The sequence below is a fragment of the Sphingomonas yunnanensis genome (genome assembly GCF_019898765.1).
Classification (GTDB): Bacteria; Pseudomonadota; Alphaproteobacteria; order Sphingomonadales; family Sphingomonadaceae; genus Sphingomonas; species Sphingomonas yunnanensis.
Window position 1 is genome coordinate 105,493 of sequence record NZ_JAIOKB010000006.1, and the last position, 15,727, is coordinate 121,219.

Annotated in this window: 15 protein-coding genes; 8 read left to right on the forward strand and 7 right to left on the reverse strand. The window is 68.3% G+C overall.

Annotated features, from left to right (window positions below):
* Positions 1 to 115: 115 nt before the first annotated feature.
* From K7957_RS15930 to K7957_RS15940, 3 genes are all read left to right on the forward strand, one after another.
* Positions 116 to 1,234 (forward strand): AI-2E family transporter, encoded by a 1,119-nt coding sequence (locus K7957_RS15930; protein WP_223013156.1) that lies wholly within the window; start codon positions 116 to 118, stop codon positions 1,232 to 1,234.
* Between the two features lie 97 nt (positions 1,235 to 1,331).
* Positions 1,332 to 2,027, forward strand: coding sequence for a response regulator transcription factor CtrA (gene ctrA, locus K7957_RS15935; protein ID WP_132910366.1), 696 nt, complete (start codon positions 1,332 to 1,334; stop codon positions 2,025 to 2,027).
* A gap of 249 nt (positions 2,028 to 2,276) precedes the next feature.
* Positions 2,277 to 4,631: a TonB-dependent receptor gene (locus K7957_RS15940; RefSeq protein WP_223013158.1), complete on the forward strand. Its 2,355-nt coding sequence runs from the start codon at positions 2,277 to 2,279 to the stop codon at positions 4,629 to 4,631.
* A gap of 157 nt (positions 4,632 to 4,788) precedes the next feature.
* Here the strand turns inward: K7957_RS15940 and K7957_RS15945 are convergent, their stop codons facing one another.
* Entirely contained in the window at positions 4,789 to 5,547 is a 759-nt protein-coding gene (locus tag K7957_RS15945; RefSeq protein ID WP_223013160.1) for a competence/damage-inducible protein A, read from the reverse strand.
* Between the two features lie 52 nt (positions 5,548 to 5,599).
* Between K7957_RS15945 and map the strand changes: the two genes are divergently transcribed.
* Complete coding sequence (map, locus tag K7957_RS15950; RefSeq protein WP_223013162.1) at positions 5,600 to 6,424, forward strand: type I methionyl aminopeptidase; 825 nt, start codon at positions 5,600 to 5,602, stop codon at positions 6,422 to 6,424.
* A 60-nt stretch (positions 6,425 to 6,484) separates the two neighbouring features.
* Here the strand turns inward: map and K7957_RS15955 are convergent, their stop codons facing one another.
* Positions 6,485 to 7,582, reverse strand: coding sequence for a CAP domain-containing protein (locus K7957_RS15955; RefSeq protein ID WP_223013164.1), 1,098 nt, complete (start codon positions 7,580 to 7,582; stop codon positions 6,485 to 6,487).
* 215 nt (positions 7,583 to 7,797) lie between these two features.
* Between K7957_RS15955 and K7957_RS15960 the strand changes: the two genes are divergently transcribed.
* Both K7957_RS15960 and glnA read left to right on the forward strand, forming a co-directional pair.
* Positions 7,798 to 8,136 carry a P-II family nitrogen regulator gene (locus K7957_RS15960; protein WP_183946069.1) on the forward strand — a complete coding sequence of 113 codons (339 nt, stop codon included), beginning with the start codon at positions 7,798 to 7,800 and terminating at the stop codon, positions 8,134 to 8,136.
* 94 nt (positions 8,137 to 8,230) lie between these two features.
* Positions 8,231 to 9,643, forward strand: a complete 1,413-nt coding sequence (glnA, locus tag K7957_RS15965; protein WP_223013166.1) for a type I glutamate--ammonia ligase — start codon at positions 8,231 to 8,233, stop codon at positions 9,641 to 9,643.
* Between the two features lie 211 nt (positions 9,644 to 9,854).
* On the opposite strand, the gene K7957_RS15970 is transcribed toward glnA, so the two are convergent.
* The 3 genes from K7957_RS15970 to K7957_RS15980 all read right to left on the reverse strand — a co-directional run bounded on the left by K7957_RS15970 (position 9,855) and on the right by K7957_RS15980 (position 11,791).
* On the reverse strand, positions 9,855 to 10,358 hold the full coding sequence (locus tag K7957_RS15970; protein ID WP_223013168.1) for a pyridoxamine 5'-phosphate oxidase family protein: 504 nt from the start codon (positions 10,356 to 10,358) through the stop codon (positions 9,855 to 9,857).
* Positions 10,359 to 10,631: 273 nt separating this feature from the next.
* The gene (gene rpsD / locus K7957_RS15975) at positions 10,632 to 11,246 is read right to left on the reverse strand and encodes a 30S ribosomal protein S4 (protein ID WP_223013169.1); all 615 of its coding nucleotides are present in this window, start codon (positions 11,244 to 11,246) and stop codon (positions 10,632 to 10,634) included.
* Between the two features lie 242 nt (positions 11,247 to 11,488).
* A complete protein-coding gene (locus K7957_RS15980; protein WP_425517212.1) occupies positions 11,489 to 11,791 on the reverse strand; it encodes a DUF1244 domain-containing protein in 303 nt (100 codons plus the stop codon).
* 68 nt (positions 11,792 to 11,859) lie between these two features.
* Here K7957_RS15980 and pyk point away from each other — a divergent pair, with 68 nt between their 5' ends.
* Both pyk and K7957_RS15990 read left to right on the forward strand, forming a co-directional pair.
* Positions 11,860 to 13,335, forward strand: a complete 1,476-nt coding sequence (gene pyk / locus K7957_RS15985; RefSeq protein ID WP_223013171.1) for a pyruvate kinase — start codon at positions 11,860 to 11,862, stop codon at positions 13,333 to 13,335.
* 138 nt (positions 13,336 to 13,473) lie between these two features.
* Positions 13,474 to 13,626 carry a hypothetical protein gene (locus tag K7957_RS15990; protein ID WP_223013172.1) on the forward strand — a complete coding sequence of 51 codons (153 nt, stop codon included), beginning with the start codon at positions 13,474 to 13,476 and terminating at the stop codon, positions 13,624 to 13,626.
* 214 nt (positions 13,627 to 13,840) lie between these two features.
* Here the strand turns inward: K7957_RS15990 and K7957_RS15995 are convergent, their stop codons facing one another.
* Positions 13,841 to 14,962, reverse strand: coding sequence for a M14 family metallopeptidase (locus K7957_RS15995; RefSeq protein ID WP_223013173.1), 1,122 nt, complete (start codon positions 14,960 to 14,962; stop codon positions 13,841 to 13,843).
* The gene (locus tag K7957_RS16000; RefSeq protein ID WP_223013174.1) at positions 14,959 to 15,558 is read right to left on the reverse strand and encodes a DUF4136 domain-containing protein; all 600 of its coding nucleotides are present in this window, start codon (positions 15,556 to 15,558) and stop codon (positions 14,959 to 14,961) included. Before K7957_RS16000 ends, K7957_RS15995 begins: the two co-directional genes overlap by 4 nt.
* Positions 15,559 to 15,727: the final 169 nt, after the last annotated feature.

Genomic DNA, 15,727 nt, shown 5'->3' on the forward strand with positions numbered 1-15,727 from the left:
ACACGTCCTTCCACCACCCGCACCCCGCGCTTTTCCCTGTGCCCGCGCGCCTTTTCGCCATTCCGGGCGTTGTGCCGGCGATGCAACGATCCTCCCACGCCGCGCCGCCGCGCGCATGAACCGGCTCGCTCCCGACGAGCCCGACGCGCGCTTCATCCGGCGTGTGTTGTGGCTGGTGCTGATCGTCGCGGTGCTGGCCGCGCTCTACTTCGCGCGGCACCTGCTGATCCTCGCCTTCGGCTCGATGCTGATCGCGATCATCATCCACGCCATCGCCGAGGTCTATGCCAACCGCACCCGGCTAAGCCCGCGCGCCGCGATGGGGGCGGCGATCGCCAGTGTGCTCGCCTTCCTGGCGCTGCTCGGCTGGCTGTTCGGTGTCGAGTTCCGCGCCCAGCTCAACACGCTGGTGGTCGCGCTGCCGGGTCTGCTCGACCAGCTCCAGGCTTATATGTCGCAGAGCCCGGTCGGCGAGAAGGTGGCGGACGCGGTGCAGGCCGCCTTCGCGGGCAGCCGGGTGGCACAGGACATCGGCGAGATCGTGCGCGGCGCGGGCGAGCTGCTGCTCAACGCGGTGCTCGTCCTGTTCGGCGCGATCTTCTTCGCGGTCGATCCGAAGATCTACGAGCGCGGTTTCCTGCTGATGGTGCCGCCGGCCAAGCGCGCCGCGGTGGAGGACGCGTTGGGCGACGTCGCCTCGACGCTGCTGCTGTGGCTGCGCGCGCAGCTGATCCAGATGACCGCGATGGGCGCCATGGTCGGGATCGGGCTGTGGATCGCGGGCGTGCCCTCGCCCGCGCTGCTGGGGCTGCTCACCGGCCTGTCCGAGTTCATCCCCTATGTCGGGCCGGTCGCGGCGATGCTGCCCGCGCTGGGTCTGGCCGCGACGAGGGGCACCGACCAGCTCGTCTGGGCGCTCACCGTGTTCGCGGTGGTGCGGGTGGTGCAGACCAATTTCGTCACCCCGTTCGTCACCAGCCGGGTGGTCGCGATCCCGCCCGCGCTCAGCCTGTTCGCGATCATCGGGACGGGCGCGGTGTTCGGGCTGTTCGGGCTGTTCTTCTCGGGCGGCATCCTCGTGGTCGGCTTCACGCTGGTGCGCAGCCTCTACCTGCGCGAAGTGCTCGGCGAGGACATACCGCGCTCGCGCGAGCGGACGTTGTTCACCGCCAAGGGCACGCCGCGGCCCGTTACAGAGAATGAAGATTCGACATTAACGGAACGGCCGGATTAAGTGTGAATTAACCTTTCTGGTTCAGAAGCCATTGGGTATGAACGTAGCGAAGCGCGGGTGACAGGGTCTACCGCGTTGACGAACCGGGGATTTGCCGATGCGCGTGCTGCTGATCGAGGACGAGCCGACGACTGCCAAGGCCATCGAGCTGATGCTGTCGACCGAGGGATTCAACGTCTACAATACTGATCTGGGTGAGGAAGGCCTCGACCTCGGCAAGCTGTACGACTATGACATCATCCTGCTCGACCTCAACTTGCCCGACATGCACGGCTACGACGTGCTGAAGAAATTGCGCGTCGCACGGGTGCAGACGCCGGTGCTGATCCTCTCGGGCATCAACGAGATGGACTCCAAGGTGCGCAGCTTCGGCTTCGGCGCGGACGATTACGTCACCAAGCCGTTCCACCGCGAGGAACTGGTCGCGCGCATCCACGCCGTGGTGCGCCGCTCGAAGGGCCACTCGCAGTCGGTGATCAAGACCGGCAAGCTCTCGGTCAACCTCGACGCCAAGACGGTCGAGGTCGACGGCGCGCGCGTGCACCTGACGGGCAAGGAATATGCGATGCTCGAGCTGCTCTCGCTGCGCAAGGGTACCACGCTGACGAAGGAGATGTTCCTCAACCATCTCTACGGCGGGATGGACGAGCCCGAGCTCAAGATCATCGACGTGTTCATCTGCAAGCTGCGCAAGAAGCTGAGCCTGGCGTGCGGCGGCGACAATTACATCGAGACGGTGTGGGGCCGCGGCTACGTGCTGCGCGAGCCCGAGGAGGCCGCGCAGGTCGCGTGAGGTCTGGCGTTATCGGCTGAGGTGGCGGCCGTCGTACCGGAAGGTGCGGCGGCCGTTGCTCTGAGGTCCGCCGTGTTCCTGCGCATGCAGGAACCCGGAGTCGCGAACGCTGGCCCTCCTGACTCTGAGCTCCTGCGTGCGCGGGAGCACGCCGCAAAACCCGTTGTCGCATAACCGCAACCAAATCGTCATCGGCCCGACCCGGACCTAGTGCAGGCGCCCTCGTTAACGACAATGGGGGACAAGACGATGACCGCCAAATACATGCTGCTCGCCGGCGCCTCGTGCCTGTTCGCCGCGCCCGCGCTGGCGCAGGACACGCCGCCGCCCTCGACCGCCGCGACGATCGACCGCACCGCGCCCGAGCAGCCGACCGAGGGTGAGGACGTCGTCGTGCTCGGCTTCGGCCAGAGTCGCCAGGTGCAGACCGTCACCTCGGCCGATCTCGAGCGGCTCACCCCCGGCACCTCGCCGCTCAAGGCGGTGGCCAAGCTGCCCGGCGTCAACTTCCAGTCGGCCGACGCCTTCGGCGCCTATGAGTGGTCGACGCGCATCTCGCTGCGCGGCTTCAACCAGAACCAGCTCGGCTTCACGCTGGACGGCGTGCCGCTCGGCGACATGAGCTACGGCAACGTCAACGGCCTCCACATCAGCCGCGCGATCATCTCGGAGAATATCGCCAGCACCACCGTGGCGCAGGGCGCGGGCGCGCTCGGGACGGCCTCGACCAGCAACCTCGGCGGCACGCTCCAGTTCGTCAGCCGCGCGCCGTCGGACACCGCCGACCTCGTCGCCTCGGGCACCTATGGCAGCGACCAGACCTATCGCGCCTTCGTCCGCGCCGAGTCGGGCGACCTGGGCGGCGGGCTCAAGGGCTATATCAGCTACGGCTTCCTCAAGACCGACAAGTGGAAGGGCTTCGGCGAGCAGCGCCAGCACCAGGCCAACGCCAAGGTGGTGAAGGAGGTCGGCGAGCACGGCAAGATCACTGCGTTCCTTAACTTCTCCGACCGGCGCGAGAACGATTACCAGGACCTCAGCCTCGACATCATCCGCCGCCGCGGGCTGAACAACGACAATATCTCGAACGACTATCCGCTCGCGCTGCAGATCGCGCAGATCGCGCAGAACCAGGCCGCGCGCGCCGCGAGCGCGACCGCGGCACTGCCCTATCCCGGCGTCGGTCTCGCCTTCCCGGCGGGGATCGGCACGCTGGACGATGTCTATTACGACGCCGCCGGCCTGCGCCGCGACTGGCTGGGCGGGGTGACGTTCGAGGCGCAGCTGCTGCCCCAGCTGTCGGTCGTGTCGACCAGTTACATCCACCGCAACAAGGGGCAGGGCTCGTGGATCACGCCCTATGTCGCGACCCCGGCGGGTGCGCCCAACGCGGACGGCACACCGATCACCGACGGCTCGGCGCTGTCGTTCCGCACCACCGAATATCGCATCATGCGCGCGGGCAATTTCACCAACGCCGCGCTCGAGCTCGGCGCCAACCGCTTCGAGGTCGGCGCCTGGTATGAGAGCAACGCCTTCGACCAGGCGCGCCGCTTCTACGGCATGGCCGATGGCACGACCGCCAATCGGCGCGCGCTCGACTATCAGGAGAACCCGTTCTTCACGCAATGGGCGGGCAATTACGACACCGAGACGCTGCAATATCACGTCGCCGACACGCTCCAGCTCGGCCCGCTGACGATCAACGCGGGCTGGAAGGGCATGCGCGTCGAGAACAAGGCCAATCTGCTCACCGGCGTGCTGGTGGCGGGCAAGATCGAGTCGAAGGACTGGTTCCTGCCCCAGGCCGGCGCGGTCTTCGCGCTGGGCGGCGGGGCCGAGCTGTTCGCCAGCTATACCGAGAACATGCGCGCCTTCGTCTCGGGCACGGCGGGGCCGTTCGGCACCACCCAGGTCGGCTTCGACGCGATCCGCTCGCGCATCAAGCCCGAGACGTCGAAGACCGCCGAGGGCGGCGTGCGCCTGCGCGCCGGCGGGCTCCAGCTCTCCGCGGTGGGCTACTACATCGACTTCAACGACCGGCTGCTCACCTTCCAGAACGGCTCGGGTATCCAGGGCAATCCGCCGACGCTCAACAACGCCGGCAACGTCGAGAGCTACGGCGGCGAGATCTCGGCCTTCTACCGCGTGTTCCAGCCGCTCAGCCTGTTCGCCAGCTACAGCTACAACAAGGCGACCTATCAGGACGACGTGGTCAACGCCGCCGGCACGGTGCTGACCGCGACCGCGGGCAAGACCGTGGTCGACACGCCCGAGCACATGGCCAAGGGCGAGATCGTGTACGACGACAGCCGTTTCTTCGGCCGCGTCGGCGCGGACTATATGGCAAAGCGCTACTTCACCTACCTCAACGATCAGTCGATCGGGTCGCGCGTGCTGGTGGACGCCAGCATCGGCGTGCGCTTCGGCGAGAACATGGGCTTCTTCCGCGGCTTCGCGCTGGAGGGCAGCGTAACCAACCTGACCGACAAGAAGTATGTCTCGACGATCGGCAGCAATGGCTACACCGCCAGCGGCGACAACCAGACGCTGCTGGCCGGTGCGCCGCGACAGTTCTTCGTGACGCTACGGCGCGGGTTCTGACGAAGAAGCTGCCGTAGCGGTGGAGGGGGAAGGACGGAGAACGACCTCTCCCTCCCCTTGAGGGGAGGGCCGGGGTGGGGCGCTTCCGCGAACGCGGCGTTATCGGAGAAGCCCTACCCCAACCCCTCCCCTGAAGGGGAAGAGCTTTACCCACGAATCAGATCCCGCCCGCCGCCACCTCATGCCCCGCCGCCGCCAGCGCGGCGCCCAGGTCGGCGAGGCAGCGCTCCACCAGCGCCGCGTCGGGCGAGCGCGCCACGAAATTGGCGCCCGTGCGCCCCTCGCGGAAGAAGGGATAGCTGCCGATCGAGACGCCCTCGTGCGCCTTCTCGGCGTCGCGCAGCAGGTCGGCGACCTCGCTCTCCGCCACCCAGCAGCCGATCGTGCCGCTCACCACCGGGCGCCCGCCCTCGAGCGTGCCGGTGAGCGCGTCGAGCATCCCGGCGGTGATGTGCGGCACCCCCGCCATGATGAAGATGTTGCCGACGCGGATCCCCGGCGCGCCCGAGACGCGGTTCTCGATCAGCGTCGCGCCCTGCGGCACGCGCGCCATCCGCAGCCGCGCCGCGGTGATGCCGCCGCGGGAGGCGTAATAATGCTCCAGCACCGCCACCGCCTCGGGATGGTGGACCACGCCGACGCCCAGCGCCGCCGCGATCGAATCGACCGTGATGTCGTCGTGCGTCGGTCCGATGCCGCCGGTGGTGAAGAGATAGTCGTTGCGTGCGCGCAGCTGGTTGACCGCCTCGACGATCGCGTCCTCGCGATCGGGCACCACGCGCACCTCGGCGAGGCGGATCCCCTGGACGTTGAGCCAGCTCGCCAGCTGGGCGATGTTCTTGTCCTGCGTGCGGCCGGAGAGGATCTCGTCGCCGATGACGACGAGCGCCGCGGTCCAGATGCGTTCGGTCTCCATAGCGGGCGGGCATAGCCTCGCATTCGCCCCCTCGCCACGCTATATCGCCGCGATGACCGATTATGTCACCGTCACCAGCGATGCGCCGCACGGGCGTACCGGCGCGATCAAGCTGCACGGGCGCGATGCGTTCGACGGCATGCACAAGGCCGGCCGGCTCGCCGCGGAGACGCTCGACATGCTGGTGCCGCACATGGTGCCCGGCGTCACCACCGCGACACTCGACCGGCTGATCTATGAGTTCATCCTGGCGGGCGGCGGCGTGCCCGCGACGCTCGGCTATCGCGGCTATGCGCACAGCACCTGCATCTCGATCAACCATGTCGTGTGCCACGGCATCCCCGCGGACAAGCCGCTCAAGTCAGGCGACATCGTCAACGTCGACGTGACCCCGATCGTCGACGGCTGGCACGGCGACTCGAGCCGCATGTACCTGATCGGCGACGTGCCGCTGAAGGCCAAGCGACTGGTCGAGGTGACCTACGAGTGCCTCATGCTGGGGATCGAGCAGGCGCGGCCGGGCAACCACATGGGCGACGTGGCGCACGCGATCCAGCGCCACGCCGAGTCGAACCGCTACGGCGTGGTGCGCGACTTCTGCGGCCACGGCCTCGGCCGGCTGTTCCACGACGCGCCCGAGGTGGTGCATGTCGGGCGGCCGGGGACGGGGGTGGAGCTGCGCCCGGGCATGATCTTCACGATCGAGCCGATGATCAACATCGGTCGCCCGGACGTGAAGCTGCTGGAGGACGGCTGGACCGCGGTGACGCGCGACCGCTCGCTCTCGGCGCAGTTCGAGCATTCGATCGGCATCACCGAGGACGGCTGCGAGATCTTCACCTGCTCGCCCGCGGGGCTGGACAAGCCGCCCTACTGAGGGGCGTGGCCGTCACCGGGTGGCGCAATCCTCTCTGACAGGGGAGGATCAAGGGTCGGACTAGGCCACGATCCGGAAGGTGTAGCTGTAACTCTGCGCCTGCCCGCGCACCGACACGCCGTCGACCGTCACCGTGTAGGTCACGCCGTTGGCCAGTCCTGCCACCGCGAACTGGAGGTTGTTGGGCACGCCATAACCGGTGTTGTCGAAGCTGATGTTCGATACCGTCAGCGCCGTGTCGCCGTTCGCCACCCGCACCGTCGCCTTGGAGAAATCGACCTGCGCGTTGGCCCCGCCGCGCCGCGTCGTGTCGGCGATCACCGAGAAGGACAGCAGCGCCGCGGGATCGAAATAGCGCGCCGGATAGTCGCCGTAAGGATAGGCCACATAGGGCGGCAGCCCGCCGGGCACGGCCACGCCGCCGGAGAACGACACCACCTTCATCGCCGCCGCGTCGGTGCGGCTGCCATCGGCGAGCACCTGGGCGACGCGGCCGTAGCTGATCTTGCCGAGGAACGGATCGAGCATCCAGCGGCGGTGGCCGACGTTGTTGGCGACGAGGTTGGTCGTCTCGGTGAGCCAGCCGCCGAGATACATGTCCTCGGTATAATAAGCGAGATAGGGTGAGATCAGGCCGCCGTAGAGGTTGCTCGTCCCCGCGCCGGTCGAGCCGGTGTCGGTGTAGCATTTCCAGTCGGCCGGGGGCGTGTGCGTGAGCTGGCCGTTGGCCGCCATCATCAGCGCCGCCTGGGTCGCCTGCTCGTCGTCGGCGCTCGAATAGGTCACCGCGGGCAGCCGGTGGAGCGCGCGGATCGCGTTGAGGCGTGCGAGCACGTCGGCGCGCACGCTGTCGGCCAGCACGCCGGGGCGGCAATTGGGTACGTCGGGCTGGGTGGTGAAGAGCGCGGCGGCGCGCGCCGCCCAGCTGCCGGTCGGCGCGGCGGAGGTGGGGTCGACCGCGACCGGCGGGGGGGTCGGGCTCGGCTGCGGCGTGGGGCTCGGCGTCGGCGAGGGAGCGGGGGCGGGGGCAGGCGTCACCACCACCGCGGCGGGGGTACTCGCCGTGGCGGTGCCGCCATCGCCCCCACCACCGCAGCCGCCGAGCAGCAGCGAGAGCGACGACACGCCGAGGATCCAGGACGACCTGAAGTTACGCATATCGCCCCATATCCCCTTGCCGCTTAACAAATTGGCCAGCGTCGGGTTGCTCAAAGCGGTGGCAGTCGGCGCGCCTCTGCACGTTTTTCAGGCAGGCGCGCCGGCAACCCGGCCGGTCGCCGCACTGGGTTGCCCTGAGCGTCCGCGGCTGGCACGGTCGGTGCAAGGTACCTCGCGGGGTATCGGTCTTTCATCCGAGGTGGGGCGTCAATCGCGTGAAGAAGATCGAGGCGATCATCAAGCCGTTCAAGCTGGATGAGGTGAAGGAAGCGCTGCACGAGATCGGCGTCAGCGGCATCACCGTGACCGAGGCCAAGGGCTTCGGCCGGCAGAAGGGCCATACCGAACTGTATCGCGGCGCCGAATACGTCGTCGACTTCCTGCCCAAGGTGAAGCTCGAGGTCGTCGTCGAGGACGGGCTGGCGGAGCGCGTGGTCGAGGCGATCGCCACCGCGGCGCAGACCGGCCGGATCGGCGACGGAAAGATCTTCGTGATCCCGGTGGAGACCGCGCTGCGCATCCGCACCGGCGAGCGCGACAACGACGCGATCTGACATCCCCCGTTGCCCCGGCCAGGCGCCGGGGCGTCCCTGTTACCGCGCGCTCCGGCAACGTTCGGGGAGCGCTCCTGCGAGAGAGAGAAGCATCATGGCGAACACGGCCGCAGACGTTCTAAGCAAGATCAAGGACGAGGAGATCGAGTGGGTCGATCTGCGCTTCACCGATCCCAAGGGCAAGTGGCAGCACCTCACCATGGTCGCCTCGGTGATGGGCGAGGACGAGTGGACGGACGGCCTGATGTTCGACGGCTCCTCGATCGCGGGCTGGAAGGCGATCAACGAGTCGGACATGATCCTCAAGCCCGACCTCGACGCGGTCTACACCGATCCCTTCTCGGCGACGCCGATGCTGATCGTGTTCTGCGACATCGTCGAGCCGTCGACCGGCGAGGGCTATAGCCGCGACCCGCGTACCACCGCCAAGCGCGCCGAGGCCTATGTCGCGACCACCGGGATCGGCGACACCGTCTATGTCGGCCCCGAGGCCGAGTTCTTCATGTTCGACGACGTCCGCTTCGAGAACGGCTACAACACCAGCTATTTCAAGGTCGACGACATCGAGCTGCCGACCAACACCGGCCGCGAGTATGAGGGCGGCAACCTCGCGCATCGCCCGCGCGCCAAGGGCGGCTACTTCCCGGTCGCGCCGGTCGACTCGGCGGTCGACATTCGCGGCGAGATGGTCTCGACCATGATCGAGATGGGCCTGCCGTGCGACAAGCACCACCACGAGGTGGCCGCGGCGCAGCACGAGCTGGGTCTCACCTTCGGCACGCTGACCACCACCGCCGACCGCATGCAGATCTACAAGTACGTCGTGCACCAGGTCGCGCATGCCTATGGCAAGTCGGCCACCTTCATGCCCAAGCCGATCAAGGAAGATAACGGCTCGGGCATGCACACGCACTTCTCGATCTGGCAGGGCAAGGAGCCCTTGTTCGCGGGCAACGGCTACGCGGGCCTGTCCGACACCTGCCTCTACTTCATCGGCGGGATCATCAAGCACGCCAAGGCGATCAACGCCTTCACCAACCCGACCACCAACAGCTACAAGCGGCTGGTACCGGGTTACGAGGCGCCGGTGCTGCTCGCTTACTCGGCGCGCAATCGCTCGGCCTCGTGCCGCATCCCCTACGGCACCGGGCCGAAGAGCAAGCGCGTCGAGGTTCGCTTCCCCGACGCGATGGCGAACCCGTATCTGGCCTATGCCGCCCTGCTGATGGCGGGCCTGGACGGGATCCAGAACAAGATCCATCCCGGCGAGGCGATGGACAAGAACCTGTACGACCTGCCGCCAGCCGAGCTGGCGCAGGTGCCGACCGTCTGCGCGTCGCTGCGCGAGGCGCTCGACTCGCTGATGGCGGACCACGACTTCCTGCTGAAGGGCGACGTGTTCACCAAGGACCAGATCGAGGCGTACGTCGAGCTGCAGTGGCAGGACGTGGCGCGCTGGGAGATGACCCCGAGCCCGGTCGAGTACGACATGTACTACAGCGCGTAAGTCGCGCTGAGCGGCTGACGCGAGAAGGGCGCCCGGTGCGGACCGGGCGCCCTTTTTGTTGCCTGAATCCTCCCTAAATGGGGGAGGGGGGACCGCTCGCGGCGCGAGTGGTGGAGGGGGGACGCCTCAAACGAGCCGCCCCGTGATGGGAGAGCCCCCTCCGTCAGCGCTTCACGCTGAGACCTCCCCGCGAGCGGGGAGGATTTCTCCCTCACGCCGGCGAGTTCTCCGCGGTGGTCTCCACCTTGGCGTGGCTGCCTGACTCGCTCGGCTTGATCGTGCCGCCGAACAGCATCTTCACGCGGCCGGAGAGCGAGATATCGGTCTCCCACAGCTCGGCGCTGTCGACGTCGACTCGCAGCAGCGTCAGGTTGGGGTCCTCGCGGCCGCCCGGAAACCAGGCCTCGGCCTGTTTGTTCCACAACTTGTCGATCTGCGCGGCGTCGTTGTCGATGCGCGCCTGGCCGTCCATGCAGGCGAAGAAATCGTGCCCCTTGGACACGTACTGCGCCATCACGCGCCCGCCGCCGGCGAGCCGATTGTCCTTGCCGACGAAGAAGAAGAGCGTGTCGACCTGATCTTTGTCGAGCTGCGCGGTGAGCGGTTCGCTGTGCGCCGAGCCGTCCGCCGGGCCGACCATGACGAACGGGCTGTCCGCCATCTTCTGCCACAGGTCGTGCTTGAGCTTGGTCGGGTCGGTGTTGGCGTCCGCCATCTTTGGTCTCCTGTCGATGTGGACGGAGAACGAGAGCGGGTCGGGTTGGTTGCGGGAAGGCGCCGCCGCGCGTGCTCCTGCGTACGCAGGAGGCCAGAGCCATCAGCGGCACGCGTGCTGCCCCGGGCTCCGGCGTTCGCCGCAGCACATGCGGCGAAGCACGCGCCCCGAAACCCACCCCAACGAGAAACCCCGGCACGCGGCCGGGGTTCTCGGGGAAGGGCACGCCCTCCCGAGCCGCCCCGGCGATGCCGGGGCGACAGATCGGTCAGGTCAGCGCGAGTAGAACTCGACGACCAGGTTCGGCTCCATCTTTACCGGATAGGGCACCTCGTCCAGCGAGGGCACGCGGATGAAGGAGACCTTCGCGGCACCGTCGGGTGCGACATAATCGGGCACCTCGCGCTCGGCGAGCTGCTGCGCCTCGAGCACCAGCGCCATCTCCTGCGCCTTGGTGCCGAGCGTGATCTCGTCGCCCACGTCGCAGCGGCGCGACGCGATGTTGCACTTCACGCCGTTGACGCGGACGTGGCCGTGGCTGACCAGCTGGCGCGCGGCCCAGATCGTCGGTGCGAACTTGGCGCGATACACGATCGCGTCGAGACGGCGCTCGAGCAGGCCGATCAGGTTCTGCGAGGTGTCGCCCTTCATGCGCGACGCCTCCTCATAGGCGTGGCGGAACTGCTTCTCGGTGACGTCGCCGTAATAGCCCTTGAGCTTCTGCTTGGCGCGCAGCTGGATGCCGAAGTCCGACATCTTGCCCTTGCGGCGCTGGCCGTGCTGGCCCGGGCCGTACTCGCGCTTGTTGACCGGGCTCTTCGGCCGGCCCCAGATGTTCTCGCCGAGACGACGGTCGAGCTTATACTTGGCGCTGCTGCGCTTCGACATCAGATATTCCTAAGCAATGGCGTACAACGTTGGTCCCGGTCATCGCGCTGCGTGATCCACGAGGTGGACACGCGCAGGCCCGCCGCTTCACCGGGGTGCGGGGGCGATTGCGAAGCGGCGCGGGTAGCGGGGCAAGGTCGCGGAGTCAAGTTTATGGCGCTCGCCGCCGAGCAGCTAGGCTGGGTCGTTGATCCCCCCTTGCAGGGGAGGATCTACCCGCGAGGCTATCGTCCAGCTCCGCACTATCCCGCGTTCCGCGCGACGCTCTCCTTCATCCGCGCCAGCTGCTCGGGTGTCGCCTCCTGCTGGTGGCGATCCTTCCACTCGGCGTAGGGCATGCCGTAGATCGCCTCGCGCGCGGCGTCCTTCGGCAGCCCGCCGGCCTCGCCGACCCAGTCGGACAGACAGTTGCGGCAGAAACCCGCCAGTCCCATCAGGTCGACGTTCTGCGCGTCGGTGCGGTGGCGCAGGTGGCTCACCAGGCGACGGAACGCCGCCGCGGCGGTCGCGTCGTCGAGCGTGTCGAGGGGGTCGCGCTGGTCCATCTGCATCTCCGGATTTGATCCCGGCGCGTTAGTCGCTAAGGCGTCCGCGGCAAAGCAGGAAGGCGCATGTGACCGAGACCTCCGATACGATCGCCCCGCGTTCGCGCAAGGTTCGCGTGCTCGCCACCCTTGGCCCGGCGAGCGACACGCCCGAGATGATCGCCACGTTGTTCCAGGCGGGTGCGGACGCGTTCCGCATCAACATGAGCCACGGCGATCAGGCCTCCAAGGCGCAGATCATCCGATCGATCCGCGCGCTGGAGGAGAAGTTCAACCGCCCCTCGACGATCCTCGCGGATCTCCAGGGGCCGAAGCTGCGCGTCGGCAAGTTCGCCGGCGGTCGCGTGATGCTGGAGCACGGCAGCACTTTCACGCTCGACCATGACCCGACGCCGGGCGACGCGACGCGCGTGCGGCTGCCGCACCGCGAGATCTTCGCCGCGATCGAGCCCGGCGCGCGCCTGCTGCTCGACGACGGCAAGCTGGTGCTGCGCGTCACCGATCACGACGAGAATCGCATCGTCACCAATGTCGAGGTCGGCGGTGCGCTGAGCGACAACAAGGGGCTCAACGTCCCCGACGTGGTGGTGCCGATGGCGGCGCTGACCGAGAAGGACCGCTCCGACCTGTCGTTCGCGCTGGAGCAGGGGGTCGACTGGATCGCTTTGTCGTTCGTCCAGCGGCCCGAGGATCTGGCCGAGGCGCGCAAGCTGATCCAGGGCGAGGCCGCTTTGCTCGCGAAGATCGAGAAGCCCGCGGCGATCGAGCGGCTCGAGGAGATCGTCGAGATGTGCGACGGCGTGATGGTCGCGCGCGGCGACCTCGGCGTCGAGCTGCCGCCGCAGTCGGTGCCGCCGCTGCAGAAGCGCATCGTCGAGACCGCCCGCCGGATGGGCCGCCCGGTGGTGGTCGCGACGCAGATGCTCGAGTCGATGATCCAGAGCCCGTCGCCGACGCGCGCCGAGGTGTCCGACGTCGCCACCGCGATCTACGACGGCGCCGACGCGATCATGCTCTCGGCCGAGAGCGCCGCCGGTCAATGGCCGGTCGAATCGGTCGCGATGATGAACGCGATCGGCGACGCGGTGGAGCGCGACCCGATGCACGGCGACCGCATCCACTTCACCGTCACGCGGCCCGATCCCACCACCGCCGACGCGCTGGCGGAATCGGCCAAGAACATCGCGGCGACGGTGTCGGCGGCGGCGATCATCTGCTTCACCAGCTCGGGTTCGACCGCGCGCCGGATCGCGCGCGAGCGTCCCTCGGTGCCGATCCTCGTGCTCACCCCCAACCGCGAGACCGCGCGGCGGCTCGGGCTGCTGTGGGGTACGCACAACGTGGTGACGCGCGACGTCGAGTCGTTCGAGGAGATGGTGGCCAAGGCGAAGCGGATCGCGCTGCGCCAGGGTATCGCGCAGGCGGGCGACCGCGTGATCGTGATGGCCGGCGTGCCGTTCCGCACGCCGGGCTCGACCAACGTGCTCCACGTCGTGCGCATCATCGGGGACGAGCTGAAGGACTATCGGTCGCAGGGCGAGTGAGGCGTCGTGCGTTGCGTGAACGCGATCATTCTCCACATTCTTCCAATTCAGCGTTGATCGAGCGGCAGCAGTGATTTCGTCCAATCTCCCCGCCCTTCGATCGCGCATGAACCGCGCGAACGGGGCGGGGAAGCAACGATGTTACGCGAGGCGACGCATGAGCTCGTGCGCACCGAGTTGGCGCGCGCGCGTCGTACCGCCGCGATGGTGACCGATCCGGTCTGCGCCGGGTCGCTGCGGCGCTATATCGGCGAGCTGGAAGGGGAGCTGCACCGCCGCGCGGGACGGTGAGGGGAAAAGTCTCTCCCGGTACGGGGAGGGGCGTGCGAGCGAGATCGTGTTCCCCGAAGACGATCGTGGCGTGCTGCGAGTACGCCGAAGCTCGGACGCCGGCCGCAGGCCGGTGGTGGAGGGGGCACTCCACGCAGCTCAGCGCCAGGGGAAGCCTCCCCTCCACCATGCTGCGTATGGTCCCGCTGCCCGCGAGTGGGGAGGATCTCAGGCCTCACAACCCGTCGATCATCTCCGCCACCACCTCGAGGCATGACACGCCCAGCATGCGGCTGCGCCCGGGACTCCAGCCGAACGCGGCGTCCGGGTTGGGGTCGTGGTCCTTGAACGGCATCTCGAGCGTCACCGACACCGCGCCGAAGCGCTCGGCGAGCTGGTTGGTCGACATCGACAGATTGGCCCGGCCCGGCGCCGATCGCTCGTAGCCGAGCTCGGTCTGGAAATCGCGGCTGTGCGCCGCCAGCCGCCGACCGAAGTCGTAGAATTTGGCGCCGTGGGCGTCGGTCCAGGAGGGGATGCCCTCGAAGCCCGCGATGAAGTTCGCCGGGATCGCCTCGTCGCCGTGGACGTCCATCGCGAAGGTGACGCCGGTACGGTCCATCTCGCGCAGCACGCACAGCACCTCGGGACTGCGCTCGGGGCTGGGCGCGTGCCACTCGCGGTTGAGGTTCACGCCCGCGGCATTGGTGCGCAGGTGGCCACGGCGCGTCCCGTCGGGATTCATGTTGGGCACGACATGGACCGTCGCCGCCGCCAGCAGCGGTGCGGCGGCGTCGCTGGTGAGCCAGTCGAGCGCGCCCTCCATCCAATATTCGGTCATCGACTCGCCGGGATGCTGGCGGCCGTACAGCCACACCTGCTTGGCGCCGCTGCCGACGCGGAAATAGTCGATCGCCTGACCGTCGAGGGTGGTGCCCAGCTCGCGGTGGGTCACACCCGGCCTGGCCGCGATCCGCGCCACCAGTCGCGCGTGCATCTCCATCGTGAAAGGCGCGAAATAGGCGAACCAGGCGAGATCGCCGGTGCCGGTCCAGTCGAACTGGAGCACGCCGGCGTCGTAGCGCGTGTCGATCATCCGCCACGCCTCCAGGTCGGTCGAGGCGCGCGTGCGATAGCCCGGCCAGCCGAACGGATAGGCCGACTGGCCGGCGTTGACGATGCGGAAGGTCACGCGCTTGCCGCGCAGGCCCGCGGCGCGGAAGTAGAACCATTGGTAGAAGTCGGACTGGTGGTCGCGCACGATCTCGAGATCGCAGGTCCAGTCGTCCCCCTCGCCGCTGAGCTCGACCAGGCGGATATTGCCGCCATCGAAGGCGGCGTTGATCTGTAGCGTCATTTCACCTCGACCGTGCGCCCGGATTCGCCGGGAAAATCCTTGAACAGAGCGGCGGCCAGCCGGGCCGCGACCGCGTTGGCATCGGCGTCGGGCGCGCTGGTGTCGGTGAGCGACTGCGCCTGACCCTCCCAGATCGCGTTGGGGCCGCGCCGCAGCCGCACCGCCAGCTCGGTCACCACGCCGACGCGCTCGCGCGGCTGACCCAGCGGGAAGCTGACGCCGCCGCCCAGCCCGGTGCCGCCGCGCCGCCCTCCGGAGAAGCCGCCGCCGTCCAGGCCGATCTGCACGGGCGAGCGGCGCGGCGGCAGCGGCCGGTCGGTGCGGGTGAAGCCGACGGTGGCGATATATTGCGCGGCGGTGCCGGGCGCGGGGCTGCTAAAGCCGTTGCGCAGCAGCTCGGCCTCTACCGCGGCGGCATAGGTCTTGTATTCGAGGCTGGGGGAGCCGCCGCCTTGCAGCGGCTCGACGCTGACGGTGCCGCGCTCGGCCACCGCGTCATAGTGGAAGCGAGTCGCTTCGACCGGGAAGCGCTGTGGCCCGGTGGCACAGGCGGCCAGCGGCGCGGCGGCGAGAAGGACGAGGACGAGACGACGCATGACAGAGCCTTCACGGAAACGATCGCTGCGGCATAGCAACGCCGCAGCGTGTCGCAAGCTCCGCGGGGAGGCGGGCGGACCGCCGGACTAGAGCGCCGTCCGGCCCACGGCGCGCGATCCTCCCCGCCAGGCGGAGAGGATCGGGTGGCGCCCACCCCCGACTCGGTTG